This window comes from Suttonella sp. (genome assembly GCF_056855035.1).
The window spans coordinates 1-12,739 of the sequence record NZ_JBXGGR010000089.1; the positions used below are offsets into that span (position 1 = coordinate 1).

Annotated in this window: 15 protein-coding genes and 1 pseudogene; 7 read left to right on the plus strand and 9 right to left on the minus strand. The window is 52.8% G+C overall.

Features of this window, described 5'->3' with window-relative positions; all coding sequences use genetic code 11:
• From ACJHVI_RS07695 to cysS, 9 genes and pseudogenes are all read right to left on the minus strand, one after another.
• A pseudogene (locus tag ACJHVI_RS07695) lies at positions 1-271 on the minus strand (helix-turn-helix domain-containing protein); the annotation flags it as partial.
• Positions 272-374: 103 nt separating this feature from the next.
• Entirely contained in the window at positions 375-1,310 is a 936-nt protein-coding gene (tolA, locus tag ACJHVI_RS07700; protein WP_483184175.1) for a cell envelope integrity protein TolA, read from the minus strand.
• Between the two features lie 2 nt (positions 1,311-1,312).
• Positions 1,313-1,690, minus strand: coding sequence for a TonB system transport protein ExbD (gene exbD / locus ACJHVI_RS07705; protein WP_483184176.1), 378 nt, complete (start codon positions 1,688-1,690; stop codon positions 1,313-1,315).
• Between the two features lie 17 nt (positions 1,691-1,707).
• Positions 1,708-2,166 carry a TonB-system energizer ExbB gene (gene exbB, locus ACJHVI_RS07710; RefSeq protein ID WP_483184177.1) on the minus strand — a complete coding sequence of 153 codons (459 nt, stop codon included), beginning with the start codon at positions 2,164-2,166 and terminating at the stop codon, positions 1,708-1,710.
• An 11-nt stretch (positions 2,167-2,177) separates the two neighbouring features.
• Positions 2,178-2,933, minus strand: a complete 756-nt coding sequence (locus ACJHVI_RS07715; protein ID WP_483184178.1) for an iron ABC transporter ATP-binding protein — start codon at positions 2,931-2,933, stop codon at positions 2,178-2,180.
• Positions 2,930-3,880: an iron chelate uptake ABC transporter family permease subunit gene (locus tag ACJHVI_RS07720; RefSeq protein WP_483184179.1), complete on the minus strand. Its 951-nt coding sequence runs from the start codon at positions 3,878-3,880 to the stop codon at positions 2,930-2,932. Before ACJHVI_RS07720 ends, ACJHVI_RS07715 begins: the two co-directional genes overlap by 4 nt.
• Entirely contained in the window at positions 3,880-4,827 is a 948-nt protein-coding gene (locus ACJHVI_RS07725) for an ABC transporter permease (protein ID WP_483184180.1), read from the minus strand. The genes ACJHVI_RS07720 and ACJHVI_RS07725 overlap by 1 nt, the downstream gene beginning before the upstream one ends.
• A gap of 14 nt (positions 4,828-4,841) precedes the next feature.
• Positions 4,842-5,729: a siderophore ABC transporter substrate-binding protein gene (locus ACJHVI_RS07730; RefSeq protein ID WP_483184181.1), complete on the minus strand. Its 888-nt coding sequence runs from the start codon at positions 5,727-5,729 to the stop codon at positions 4,842-4,844.
• A gap of 137 nt (positions 5,730-5,866) precedes the next feature.
• On the minus strand, positions 5,867-7,234 hold the full coding sequence (gene cysS / locus ACJHVI_RS07735) for a cysteine--tRNA ligase (RefSeq protein ID WP_483184182.1): 1,368 nt from the start codon (positions 7,232-7,234) through the stop codon (positions 5,867-5,869).
• Between the two features lie 66 nt (positions 7,235-7,300).
• Here cysS and ACJHVI_RS07740 point away from each other — a divergent pair, with 66 nt between their 5' ends.
• From ACJHVI_RS07740 to ACJHVI_RS07770, 7 genes are all read left to right on the plus strand, one after another.
• Positions 7,301-7,906 (plus strand): peptidylprolyl isomerase, encoded by a 606-nt coding sequence (locus ACJHVI_RS07740; protein WP_483184183.1) that lies wholly within the window; start codon positions 7,301-7,303, stop codon positions 7,904-7,906.
• Between the two features lie 18 nt (positions 7,907-7,924).
• Positions 7,925-8,416, plus strand: coding sequence for a peptidylprolyl isomerase (locus ACJHVI_RS07745; RefSeq protein WP_483184184.1), 492 nt, complete (start codon positions 7,925-7,927; stop codon positions 8,414-8,416).
• Between the two features lie 2 nt (positions 8,417-8,418).
• Positions 8,419-9,150 carry a UDP-2,3-diacylglucosamine diphosphatase gene (locus ACJHVI_RS07750; protein WP_483184185.1) on the plus strand — a complete coding sequence of 244 codons (732 nt, stop codon included), beginning with the start codon at positions 8,419-8,421 and terminating at the stop codon, positions 9,148-9,150.
• A gap of 28 nt (positions 9,151-9,178) precedes the next feature.
• Positions 9,179-9,694: a DUF2726 domain-containing protein gene (locus ACJHVI_RS07755; RefSeq protein ID WP_483184186.1), complete on the plus strand. Its 516-nt coding sequence runs from the start codon at positions 9,179-9,181 to the stop codon at positions 9,692-9,694.
• A gap of 98 nt (positions 9,695-9,792) precedes the next feature.
• Positions 9,793-10,419, plus strand: coding sequence for a dihydroxyacetone kinase subunit DhaL (gene dhaL, locus ACJHVI_RS07760; RefSeq protein ID WP_483184187.1), 627 nt, complete (start codon positions 9,793-9,795; stop codon positions 10,417-10,419).
• Positions 10,416-11,810, plus strand: a complete 1,395-nt coding sequence (dhaM, locus tag ACJHVI_RS07765) for a dihydroxyacetone kinase phosphoryl donor subunit DhaM (protein WP_483184188.1) — start codon at positions 10,416-10,418, stop codon at positions 11,808-11,810. The genes dhaL and dhaM overlap by 4 nt, the downstream gene beginning before the upstream one ends.
• A gap of 69 nt (positions 11,811-11,879) precedes the next feature.
• Positions 11,880-12,521, plus strand: coding sequence for an SMI1/KNR4 family protein (locus tag ACJHVI_RS07770; protein ID WP_483184189.1), 642 nt, complete (start codon positions 11,880-11,882; stop codon positions 12,519-12,521).
• The last annotated feature ends 218 nt before the right edge of the window (positions 12,522-12,739 follow it).

The window sequence follows — 12,739 nt, forward strand, 5'->3', positions numbered from 1 at the left end:
CTTCCACCCATTTGCTGCGGCGGATAAGATTGCTTTCATGTATACCAAAATCGGCAGCAATTTGTTCATATGTGCGGTATTCTCGTAAATATTGCAAAGTTGCCATGAGTAAGTCTTCCAATGACAATTTGGGGATACGACTACCACGTTGATGTGTTTGAGCGTAAGCCTAATGGAGAATTTGTAACATTTTTGCAAATGTTTCTCTTTGCACACCTACCAATCGTTTAAATTTGACATCTGTAAGACTTTTGCTATTTTCGTAATTCATCGTATGAGTTTAACAATATTTTGGTTTCGCAGGAAGTCTTTTGTGTGATTGTTCCGCTTCTGTGGCTGTAAATGATGTGCGACCGCCGTTTGGCGGTCGTTTTTTAGCGCAGATGGAAGTTAATCGGTACGGTGATGGCAACGGCTTGTCCGCTCGGCGGGGCTTTGTAGCTGCCGACGGCTTGCACGGCTTGTACGGCGGCTTGGTCAAGGTCGCTGTTGCCCGAGCTGCTGCTGATGCGTACGTTGTTGATGGCGCCGCTGGCTTGCACGGTAAAGGCGACGCGGGCGGTGCCGGTTTTGCCGGCTCTTTGGGCGTTGCGCGGATAGCGTTTTTTGCGTTCGATGGCGGCTTGCAGTCCGCCTTGCCATGAGCCCATGCTTTGTCCGCCGCCGCTGCTTTTGCCGTCATGATTACCGCCACCGTCGCCGTTACCTGCTTGTGCGGCTTTGGCTGCTGCGGCAGCCGCGGCTCTTGCATTGGCTTCTGCTTGAGCGCGTGAGGCGGCTTCGGTAGCCGCTTGCGCTGCGGCGCGTTGTGCGGCTTCAATGCGGCGGCGTTCTGCAGCGGCTTGCTCTTTAGCCGCTTGTTCGGCGCGTTCGCGTTTTCTGGCTTCGGCTTGGCGTTGGCGGCGTTCTTTTTCTTTTTGTTCGGCAATGCGTTTTTCGCGCGCAATTTGTTCTTGGCGTTGTTTTTCGGCAGCGGCTTTTTGGCGCGCAGCTTCTTCCGCCGCCGCTTTTTCCCTTGCGGCTTGCGCTGCGGCTTCTGCGGCGGCTTTTTCTCTTGCCGCCTGTTCGCGTGCGGCTTGTTCGGCGGCAGCTTGTGCCGCTACCGCAGCGGCGGCTTCGGCTGCTGCTTTTTCGCGGGCGGCGGCGACTGGATCGACGGAGGTAAATTGGATTTGCGCGACTTGATCCCAATCTATGAGGCTGGGCGGCGAGGGGATAATGACAACAATGGGTTTTGTATTGATAAAAAAATAATAAAAAACTCCAAAATGTAAGGTTAAAGCAAAAGAAAAAGTTAGAAAGTTACGCATAATTAGTGATTTTCGGTCAGTACGCTAATATTTTTGAGGTCGTATTCTTTTAGCCGGCTGCTGAGCTGCACAAAGAAATCAAATGATGCATTGCGGTCGATTTTTAGCAGGATAGGCTGGTCTTTTGGCCAGTCCGCCATGCTTTTTTCAATGTTTTCAAGATCGCTTTCGCTGTCGTCTAAATAAAATTGACCATTTTCGCTAACGCTGATGATATGCGGCAGGCTTTCGGTGGCGACTTCTTCAGCATTGGCCGCCGCCGGCAGGCTGACGTCGATTTTGCCGTTTTTGCTGAAGCTGGCGGTGAGCAGGACGATGGCGAGCAGCACCAGCATGATGTCGATAAAGGGGATGACGTTGATTTGGTCGAATTTTTTCATGGTCTTTCCCTAGGCAATCAGGATTGCTGCGCCTGCAGGGAGAGCCATTGCAGGCGGCGGACTTGGGCTTTGCGCGTGAGGATGTTGTAAAAGACGATGGCGGGGATGGCGACTAAGATGCCGAGTGCGGTGGCTTTGAGGGCGAGGGCGAGTCCGACCATGATTTGGGCGATGTCGATTTGTCCGCCTTGTTGTCCGATTTCGTAGAAAGTGAGCAGGATGCCGACGACGGTGCCGAGGAGTCCGACGTAGGGGGCGTTGGAACCGACGGTGTAGATGGGGGTCAGTCCTTTTTCAAGGGCGATGTCGAGTTGGTGTTCGTCGGCATAGTCTTCGAGGTTCATGCGCCAGTAGAAAATGGCGCGTTCTAAGGTTTTCCACAGCATGATGAAGCTCATTAGGCCGAGAATGGCGAAGATGATGTGGTCGATATGGGTTTTTAGGAAGTCGAAGTAGTTTACATTGTGAAAGTTCATAAGTTTTCCTATCAGTAGTAAAGACAAAGACGTTGCGCTTGGTGTTCAAGCGTGTCAACGGGGATTTGGTAGAGCGCCGAGAGCCGCTCTGCGGTCAGGACTTCGGCGGTGCTGCCGTGGTGGCGGATTTGTCCTTCCGCCATGGCGACGACGTAATCGGCGTAGCGGGCGGCGTAGTTCACATCATGCAGGACGAGTACGACGCGTTTGCCTTGTTCGTCAACGGCGCGGCGCAGGATGAGCATGAGTTCTCTGGCATGGCGCATATCGAGGTTGTTCAGCGGTTCGTCCAGTAAGATGGTGGGGGTGTCTTGGGCGAAGACCATGGCGGCTAGGGTGCGTTGGCGTTGTCCGCCCGAGAGGGTGTCTAAAAAGCGGTCGGCGATGTTTTCAAGGCTGAATTCTTGCAGGATGCGCGCGCAGATGTTGCGGTCTTGGGCTTTGGGCCAGCCGCGATGGTAGGGAAAGCGCGCCATGATGAGGAGTTCGCGTACGCGCAGGCGGCTCATGACTTGCGTGTGTTGCTGGAAGATGGCGATGTGTTTGGCGAGTTCGCGCGTGTCGGTGTGGCGGATGTTTTTGCCGTCGATGATGATGTCGCCGTTTTGCAGCGTATTGAGGCGGGCAATAAGCGAGAGCAGGGTGCTTTTGCCGGCGCCGTTCGGTCCGATGAGGGCGATGAGTTGCCGCTCGGGCAGGTCGAGGGAAATGGGCTGCAAAATGGGTTTTTTGTCGATGTGGTAATCGACGTTGCGGATTTCAATCATGTTTGTTTCGCCTTGCGCAGAATCAGGACTAAGAAGAGCAGTCCGCCGATAAATTCCACGGCGATGCTGAGTGTGCCTGCCATATTGAGCAGACGTTCGAAAATCAGTTGTCCGCCGAGTAAGATGCAGAAGGAGATGAGGGCGGCGGCAGGAATGAGTATGCCGTGTTGCACGCAGGGGAAGAGGCGGTAAGTTAGGGCGCTGGCAAGCAGTCCGAAAAAGAGCATCGGGCCGACGAGCGCGGTGGCAATGGCAACGAGGAGCGAGAGCGCCAGCATGGCGAACATGACGCAGCGCAAATAGGGCAAACCGAGATTGATGGCGCTGTCGCGACCTAATGCCAGCACGTCCAATTCATGGCGCATTTTCCAGAGAAAGACGCAGCTGAGCAAACAAGGCAGGGCGGCAATGCCGATGAGTTCGACGCGGGCTTGGCTGAGTTGGGCGAAACTGGCGCTTTGATAGACGGCGTAGGCAAGCGGGTCGAGCATGCGCCCGATAAAGCCGCTCATGGCGCGGCAGAAGCCGGAAAAAATCACGCCGATGAGCAGGAGGCGGAACAGGTCGCCGCGCAATCTGTCCAGCAGATAAAGGAAGAAAAAGCTGGAAACGAGCATGGAGATGATAGCGCTGAGTCCGAATTTGGCATAGGGCGAGAGTTGTGTGTACAGCGGTGCGCCGACCAGCAGGATTAGCGAGGCTTGCAGGAGGCGGTAAATGCCGTCGATGCCCATGAGTTGCGGCGTGAGCAGGCGGTTGCCGCTGAGGGTTTGGAAAACTAAGGTGGATACGCCGCCGCAAATCGAGAGCAGGGCAATTACGGCGAGTTTTTCCGCGCGGATTTGCAGGGCAAAGAGGCTGAGATTTTTAGGATAAAGCCAAAACAGCAGGGCGAGCAGCAGGGCTGTCGCAGCGCAAATCCATAGGCGACGGTGTAATGCCGGCATTATGCGCCTCTCTTTAAGAGTAGGAACAGGAATAAGCCCGAGCCGAGGGTGCCGTAAATCAGGCTGACGGGGATTTCATAGGGCGCATTGACGGTGCGCGCCAGCAAGTCGCATAGCAATAATAAAGCCGCGCCCGTCCATGCCACCCAAGGCAGGGCTTGACGCAGGTGATCGCCGCAAAAACGCCGCACGATATTGGGCACCAGCAAGCCTAAAAAGGCAATCATGCCGACGGTAGAGACGATGAAAGCGGTCATCATGGCAACCAGTAAGATGCCGATGAGTACTAATTGGCGGTAATTCAAACCGAGGGAATGGCTGGCTTTTTCGCCCATGCCGATGATGCTGAGCCGATCGGCAAGCAAATAGAGCAATGCAATGAGCAGGGCGCAGCCCCACAGCCATTCATAGCGTCCGTTTAAGACGGCGGAAAAATCGCCGTTCGTCCAGACTTGCAGGACTTGCAAGAGTTCGTATTGATAAGCAAAAAAAGTCATGCTGGCTTCGAGAATGCCGGCGTAAATCATACCGACCAGCGGCAGGAGCAGCGGGTCTTTAAAAGGCAGGGCGCGGGCAAGGCGGATAAAGGCAAACATGCTGAGCATGGCGCAGAGGCTGGCAAAGCCCATGCGCGCGAATAAAGGCCATTGATTAAAGAAAATCATGCTAATCAATAGTCCGATTGCCGCGCCTTCGCTCGTGCCGGTGGTGTTGGGCTCGACAAAGCGGTTGTGCACAATCATTTGCATCAATAAACCGCCCACCGCCAAGCCCGCGCCGCTCAATAACACGGCAAGGGTGCGCGGCAGGCGGCTGATGAAAAAGACTTCGTCGCCGAAGCGGCTGTTTTGAACTACGCCTGTGTGCACAGACAGATAAACCAGCACCGCCAAAGCAACAATCGCTGAAGCGATGGCGGCTCGCGGTGCGGTGATCAGTTTACGCATCGATGGGCAATGCCTTATTTGCCGCCTTTGGCTTTCAGGGCATCGCGAATTTCGGTCAGGCTTTGTTCTAATGCGCTGATGCCGCCGACGGAAATATAGATATTGCGCGGATTTAAATAGACGATGCGGTCGTTTTTGCCAGCATTGGTATTCTTAACTAAAGGCGTGTCTAAAACTTTCTGCGCCGGTTCAGGATCTTGCGCGCCGATTGCCGCCGCGCGGTCAATCACGAAAATCCAATTGGGATTGGTTTCGGCGATGTATTCAAAGGAAATCGGATTGCCGTGTCCTTCGGTGGTTTTGACTTTATCTAAAAGCTCCAAGCCTAAAGTCGGCTCAATCCAGCCGATGCGCGAATCTTTGCCGTAAATGGACAGTTTCGGGCCGTTGACCAATACCGCTAAGACTTTGCCCTGACCTTCCGCCAATGCTTTGGTTTCATCACGCAGGGCATGGAGTTTTTCCGTCAGGGCTTGGGCTTCTTCCTGTTTGCCGAACAATTCGCCCAAATTCTGCATCCGTGCAATCGCTTGTTCGTAAGCGTTTTTATTATCTAAGGTTAAATCCACGGTTGGGGCGACACGGCTGACGTCGTCAAATTTCTTAGCGCTGCGCACGCCGACAAAAATCAAATCCGGCTTGACTGCCGCCAGCGCTTCCAAATCTGGCTCGAATAATGTGCCGACGGTTTTGGCGCCTTTGAGGGTGTCTTCTTTCATATCGGGCATGGCATCGATTTTCACACCCAAGGCGGTCAAGGTGTCGATAACGCCGGGATCGTAGGCGGCAATGACTTTCGGCATTTCGCTAATTTCAACGTTACCGCGCGCGGTATGCACAGGCAGGGCAAAGCTCGGAATGGCTGCCGCTAAGATGACGGCGGCAAGGCTTTTACGCAACATAGTAACCTCTCATTGGTCTAAAAAAGAGGGCTAATGATATTTGCTCGCATTATCTAAAGCAAGTAAAACTTATCTTGGAATTTATTTTTAAATGATTTTCCCTGACAAGAAAAAAGCCGCTGTATCAGTGGCTTCTCTTATTGATAAGACCATTCGCAGCCTGTCGGGCTGTCTTTGAGTATCACGCCCTGTTCGGCAAGCTGCTGGCGGATTTCGTCCGCACGGGCATAGTTTTTGGCGGCTTTGGCGGCGGCACGCTCGGCAATCAATCCTTCGATGGCGGCGGCATCCAATGTGCAGCTGCCGGCTTCGCCTTTTAAAAAGGCGACGGCGTCTTCTTGCAAAATGCCCAGTCTTGCGCCTAAGTGTTTTAAGGTGGCGGCAAGCGTATTTTCGCCGCTGTTGATGCGGCGCGCCAGTTCAAAGAGGACGGAAAGGGCTTTGGCGGTGTTGAGGTCGTCGTCCATCGCGGTGCAGAAGGCGTTCAGGCTTTCCGCGTCGATTTCCGCTTCGCAAGTTTTTCCCTCTAAGGCGGAATATAGACGCGTCAGGGCTTTTTTGGCTTCGTTCAAGCCGGCATCGGAATAGTTGAGCGGTGCGCGGTAGTGGGTTTGCAGCATGAAAAAGCGGATGACTTCGCCTTTGTACTGCTTTAATACATCGCGCACGGTAAAGAAATTGCCCAGCGATTTGCTCATTTTTTCATTGTCGATTTGCACAAAGCCGTTGTGAATCCAATAGTTGACGTGGCGGTGTCCGCAAGCGCCTTCGCTTTGTGCGATTTCGCATTCGTGGTGCGGGAATTTCAAATCCATACCGCCACCGTGAATGTCGAAATGTTCACCGAGGCTTTGGCTGCTCATGGCGCTGCATTCGATATGCCAGCCGGGGCGGCCTGCTCCCCAAGGGCTGTCCCAGCTGGGTTCGCCGGCTTTGGCGGCTTTCCACAGCACGAAATCCAGCGGATCTTCTTTGGCTTCGTTGATGGCGATGCGTTCGCCGGCGCGTAAATCTTCAACGCTGCGGTTGGCAAGTTTGCCGTAATCGGCAAATTGGCGGACGCGGTAATACACGTCGCCGTTATCCGCCGCATAGGCATAGCCTTTTTCAATCAGCATAGCGATTAATGTCTGCATGGCGGCAATGCTCTCGGTGGCTTTGGGTTCAAGGTCGGGACGTTGGCAACCGAGCGCGGCTTCGTCTTCATGCATGGCGGCAATAAAGCGGGCAGTTAATTGCCTGATGCTTTCGCCGTTTTCCGCCGCACGCGCGATGATTTTGTCGTCAATATCGGTGATATTGCGCACATAGCGCAAATCGTAACCGTTGGCACGCAGATGGCGGGCGAGGGTATCGAAGACGACCATCACACGCGCATGTCCGATATGGCAGTAGTCATACACCGTCATGCCGCAGACATACATGCCGGTTTTGCCCGCAACCAGCGGTTGATAGAGTTCTTTTTCTCGAGTGAGACTATTATATAAGCGCAGCGCAGCGTGCATATTCATTCCTGTTCTTAAGCGATTTTGATAGTATAAGCGATCATTTTAACAAAGACAGGTTCGATTATGCGTAAGGTTTGCTTATTGGCATTGGCTTTATCGGCGGCGGCACATGCCGCGCCTTGGGTGGAAATGCGCACCACAGAAGGGACTATCCTTTTGGAATTAAATGAGAATGAAGCGCCGAAGACGGTGGCGAATTTTCTGCAATATGTAAAAGACGACTATTATGCCGGCACAATTTTTCATCGCGTGATTAAAGGTTTTATGATTCAAGGCGGCGGCTACGACAGCGATTATGCCAAACGCCCCACGCGCGGCCCGATTGCCAATGAAGCGCAGAACGGTTTGAAAAACCTGCGCGGCACGATTGCTATGGCGCGTACGCAAGATCCGCATTCCGCTACTTCTCAATTCTTTATCAATCAAGTGGATAATCATTTCTTGAATGCCGGCGGTACGGATAATTACGGCTATACCGTCTTCGGACAAGTCGTGGAAGGCATGGAAGTCGTGGATAAAATCGCCAATACCGCCACGGCGGCGGCAGGGCCTTTTGCACAAGATGTGCCGACCAAGCCGATAGTGATTGAATCGGTCAGCATTATCGAACAATTGGACGCTGCGGAAGTCGAAGAAGCAAGCGCCGCAGACAGCAGCAAAACACCGTAATTTTTTAAAGGAGCACATATGATTCGTTTTCATACCAACAAAGGCATTATCGATATCGAGCTTGATTTCGAGCAGGCGCCGAAAACCGCGCAAAACTTCCAACAATATGTAGAAGAAGGTTTTTATAACGGCGTGATTTTCCACCGCGTGATTCCCAATTTTATGATTCAGGGCGGCGGTATGGAGCCGGGATTGAAAGAGAAAGCTACGCGTCCTTCGATTGAAAACGAGGCGGATAACGGGCTGAAAAACGACCGCGGCACGATTGCTATGGCGCGTACCCAAGACCCGCATTCTGCCAGCGCGCAATTTTTTATCAATCTGAAAGACAATGATTTTTTAAATCATAGCGGCAAATCTCTGCAAGGCTGGGGCTATGCGGTGTTCGGCAAAGTTGTGGCAGGCATGGACGTGGTTGATGCGATTGCGACCGTGAAAACAGGGCGCATGGGCTATCACAGCGATGTGCCGACAGAGGACATCATCATCGAACGCGCAGAAGTGCTGTAAATATGGCGGTGTTTTTTCTTGCCGATGTGCATTTGAGCGAAAAAACACCGGACATCACGGCGGCTTTTCAAGCCTGCCTGCACCGCCTCAAGGCAGAAAAGCCCGAGGCGGTGTTTATTTTGGGCGATTTGTTTGATGCTTGGCTGGGCGATGCGCTGGCAGATGAATTGGCTTGCCGCATTGCCGAGGAAATTCGCGCTTTGAGTCTTCTCTGTCCGGTTTTTTTCCAACGCGGTAACCGTGATTTTCTTTTGGCGGCAGCATATTGCGCGCGTTCGGGCATGAATTTATTGCCTGATGTGTATTGTTTTGAATACGCAGGAAAAACACTTTTGCTTATGCACGGCGATTTGCTATGCACGGACGACATCGCCTATCAGAAAATGCGCCGCATTCTGCGTCATCGTTATTTTTACCGCTTTGCGGCTTGCGTGCCGGGGGCACTGGCGAGGCGGATTGCCGCCTTTTTGCGCCGCCAAAGCCGTGAGCGTACCGCGGCAAAAAGCGCAGAGATTATGGACGTAAACGCTGCCGCCTTGCAGGAAATGATGCAGCGTTATCAGGCGGATATTTTGATTCACGGACATACGCACCGCCCCTATGTGCATACGCTTGAAAAGGGACGGCAGCGCATTGTTGTGGGCGACTGGCGGCCGCAGGGGGAAATATTAAAATTGCAAGCCGATGAGGAAAACCTGCAAATCGATTTTGCCATGTACCAGTTGATGCTTTGAAATCATTCTTTATCACCGAAGAAGTACTATGGACGCATTTATGAATATCAAAACGATAGCGGTGCTGTTGATTGCTATTGTTTTATGTATGGGTTTTCTTGCCAAATTCCTAAAAGGAAAGAAGGATTTCTATGCCTTGCAAGCACAACGCGTACAAGGCGGCGGTTATCGGAAACAGCCTTTATTAAACGAAACGGAAAAACAAGCCTATAAAGCCATTTTAGATGCCGGAGCCGAGAGAAAACTGCGTGTTTTTGCACAGGTATCGCTTGGCGAAATTCTCAGGCACCAAGACTATCGGCTTTACAAAGATATTATGTCCAAACGCGTGGATTTTCTGCTGACGGATGCGCAATTTAATCCTGTCATGGCAATTGAAATTCACGGCTCAGGGCATTATGGCAATCATGCGGAGCAGCGCGATCAGATTAAACAATTGGCGCTCGGCAGCGCAGGCATTGAGTATGTGTCTGTCATTACGAACGGCGCGCGGGCCTATCAAGAGGTTTTTCAAGTCTGTCAGCAACATTTTAGCCGTTTATAAACAATGAAAAACAATAAGATGTAAAAAATCATGCCGAGAATATGCGCTTTAAACGGCACAATATCTATACTTTCACTTTTCACACTATGGAGAACCTCATGATTACTGCTCAAGTATTACGCGACTGGCTGAACCATTGCGACCAAGACCTGCACGCTGCCCAAGATTTCTTAACCGATCTCGACCGCGAAATCGGCGATGCGGATCACGGCTTGAACATGGCGCGCGGCTTCGGCAAAGTTTCGGAAAAACTGGCAAGCGCAGACGAACTCAGCCTTGCCGACGTCCTGAAAACCACAGGCATGACCCTGCTCTCCAGCGTCGGCGGCGCCAGCGGTCCGCTCTACGGCACCTTCTTCATCAAAGCCGCGCAAGCCGTCGGCGATAAAAACAGCCTCGCCCTAGGCGATCTCGCCGCCCTCTTCCAAGCCGGCACACAAGGCATCATCAGCCGCGGACGTGCCGAAGCGGGCGACAAAACCATGTGCGACGTCTGGCTGCCGGTCAGCGACTATTTAGGCGGACTGCCTGCCGAGGGCGACCTCACAGAAGCCCTAAAACAAGCGCAGCAACGCGCCGAAGCCGCCGCCGAAGCCACCATTCCCCTGCTCGCCAAAAAAGGACGCGCCAGCTATCTCAACGAACGCAGCATCGGACACAAAGACCCCGGCGCCGCTTCCACTGCCATCATCATTGCGGCATTAGCCAAAGCGGTGCAGGCATGATCGGCATTGTCTTAGTCTCGCACAGCCCTAAAATCGCCGAAGGCTTGGGCGATTTAATCCGCGAAATGGCGCCGAATTGCCCGCTTGCGCTTGCCGCCGGCGTGGACGACCCCGAGCACCCCATCGGCACGGACGCCGTCAAAATCATGACTGCGGTCGAAAGCCTGATGAGCGACGAAGGCGTCGTCATTCTCGTGGACTTGGGCAGCGCCATCTTAAGCGCGCAAACCGCGCTGGATTTGCTTGAACCGGAAATTGCCGCCAAAACGAGCATCGCCGCCGCGCCCTTAGTCGAAGGCGCGATTAGCGCCGCCATTGCCGCCGCCAACGGTGCCGACCGCGACAGCGTGTTGCGCGAAGCCGCCGGCGCCCTCAAAAGCAAAGAAAGCGAACTCGGATACACCGCCGCCGAAGCAACACAAAGCACCGCCGACAATACCGCGCTCGTCGAACAGGCGCAGCGTATCAGCGTGCGCGTCGAGCCGGCACAGGGCTTGCACGCCCGCCCTGCCGCACGCATCGTTGCCGCTCTGCGCGATTTTGATGCTAAACTGATTTTGGAGAAAAACGGACGCTTTGCCGATGCCCGCAGCCTGAATGAAATCGCCGCCTTACAAGTGCGCCACGGTGAAGACATCATCCTGCACGCCGACGGCAAAGACGCCGCCGGCGCCCTCGCCTGCTTTGCCGAACTTGCCGCACAGCATTTCGGCGACAAAATAGAGAGCAGCGCAAGCGCACCCGCCAATCCGCCGCCCGCGGCAGATAAACGCCGCATTTGCGGCATCATCGAGCGCAAAGCCGCCATTGCCCTGCCGGAAATTCCCGCCCTTGAAGGCAAAGCGGCGCAGGACAAACTTGCCCAAGCCGCCGCCCACAGCAAAACCGCTCTACAGGCGCGACAAAGCCAAGCCGAGCAAATCCTTAATACCGAACTGGCGGAAATCTTTGCCGCCCACGCCTTTTTGCTGGAAGACCTTGTCATGCAGGCACAAGACCTACTCGAGCAAGGCACGCATCTGGCGCAGGCATGGCAATCCAGCTGCGCCGCCGCACAGGCGGATTTCCAATCGCTCAGCGACCCCTATCTGCGCGCGCGCGACGCCGATATCGTCGATATTGCCGTGGAAATGGCATTCGCCTTGTCGGGCATTGCCCGTCCGCACTATACGGCGGACAGCAGCGAAGATGCGATTTGGGTCTTGGAAGAACTGCTGGTCTCACAAGTGCTGGAACTGCCCGCGCAAGTCAAAGCCGTTTGCCTGCGCGAGGGTAACAGCAGCAGCCATGCCGCCCTATGCTGCCAAGGCAGAGGCATCGCCTATCTGCCCGAATGGTCGGCAGACATCGCCGCCGCTGCAAACGGCAGCCGATACTGTCTGGACGTTTAAACCAAAAACTGCCGCCATCGGCAACAATGGCGGCAGCGCTAGGTTCGCTATTGTTCTAAGGAAATGCCCATGTCTATCGTGCAACGCTATTTGGCGCATATAGAGCAGCGTTATATAAACAGTACTTATGCAGATTATTGGCAGAATTTTATCCGTCATGCCAAAGGCGCAGATGAGCGTCGGATACGGCAATTGCGGAATACATTTCCGCTGATACCGGCATCCTTAATTGAATTGCTGAGATTCTGCGACGGCTCAAAAAACGACGAACATCTCGACGGCTATTTGTTCGGCTATCCCTTGTGGCATCCGTATGATAAATTTGAATATTTTCATAATGCCTGTTATTTAAACAGCAGCGATGAAATGCTCAATAACGGCATGCTGAATGATTTGAAATTATATATAAACGGCGACTTCGTTCCGCCTTGGGGACGCGATATTGATGATAAAGTCACTGATAAAGCAGAAGAATTAAATTGCTTATACTTTGCCGCCGATTTTAGCCAATACGAATCTGCGGATTTATTCATTGATTTTTCCCCCTCTGAGAAGGGGAGTGTCGGGCAAGTATTCGCATATTTTTACTATGACGAAGAAATCAAGGTGTTGGCGGATAGTTTTGATGCTTATTTGCAAGGTCTCATGGCAGCCAATTATCCTTTTATTGACTACATTTTTCCGAATATAGACGGAGAAGTGGAAAACTAGTACAAGGCGGCGCGCCAAGTCCGTAATATAGTCAATTCATGGCAAAATTAATCATTTTTCAATTGGCTAGGTCGGAGACTTGTATCCGACATTACTTAAAATATAAATTTTCCGGATTCAAGAATCCGACTTACTTCTCTATAAATTAGTAGTTTAGATATTTATACTCACCAAACCCCAAAATAACACTTCAAACCTTCTTCGATTGTATCAAACTC

Coding starts and splice junctions, on each gene's coding strand:
- tolA (WP_483184175.1), bottom strand. CDS start 1,310: ATGCGTAACTTTCTAACTTTTTCTTTTGCTTTAACCTTACATTTTGGA.
- exbD (WP_483184176.1), bottom strand. CDS start 1,690: ATGAAAAAATTCGACCAAATCAACGTCATCCCCTTTATCGACATCATG.
- exbB (WP_483184177.1), bottom strand. CDS start 2,166: ATGAACTTTCACAATGTAAACTACTTCGACTTCCTAAAAACCCATATC.
- ACJHVI_RS07715 (WP_483184178.1), bottom strand. CDS start 2,933: ATGATTGAAATCCGCAACGTCGATTACCACATCGACAAAAAACCCATT.
- ACJHVI_RS07720 (WP_483184179.1), bottom strand. CDS start 3,880: ATGCCGGCATTACACCGTCGCCTATGGATTTGCGCTGCGACAGCCCTG.
- ACJHVI_RS07725 (WP_483184180.1), bottom strand. CDS start 4,827: ATGCGTAAACTGATCACCGCACCGCGAGCCGCCATCGCTTCAGCGATT.
- ACJHVI_RS07730 (WP_483184181.1), bottom strand. CDS start 5,729: ATGTTGCGTAAAAGCCTTGCCGCCGTCATCTTAGCGGCAGCCATTCCG.
- cysS (WP_483184182.1), bottom strand. CDS start 7,234: ATGCACGCTGCGCTGCGCTTATATAATAGTCTCACTCGAGAAAAAGAA.
- ACJHVI_RS07740 (WP_483184183.1), top strand. CDS start 7,301: ATGCGTAAGGTTTGCTTATTGGCATTGGCTTTATCGGCGGCGGCACAT.
- ACJHVI_RS07745 (WP_483184184.1), top strand. CDS start 7,925: ATGATTCGTTTTCATACCAACAAAGGCATTATCGATATCGAGCTTGAT.
- ACJHVI_RS07750 (WP_483184185.1), top strand. CDS start 8,419: ATGGCGGTGTTTTTTCTTGCCGATGTGCATTTGAGCGAAAAAACACCG.
- ACJHVI_RS07755 (WP_483184186.1), top strand. CDS start 9,179: ATGGACGCATTTATGAATATCAAAACGATAGCGGTGCTGTTGATTGCT.
- dhaL (WP_483184187.1), top strand. CDS start 9,793: ATGATTACTGCTCAAGTATTACGCGACTGGCTGAACCATTGCGACCAA.
- dhaM (WP_483184188.1), top strand. CDS start 10,416: ATGATCGGCATTGTCTTAGTCTCGCACAGCCCTAAAATCGCCGAAGGC.
- ACJHVI_RS07770 (WP_483184189.1), top strand. CDS start 11,880: ATGTCTATCGTGCAACGCTATTTGGCGCATATAGAGCAGCGTTATATA.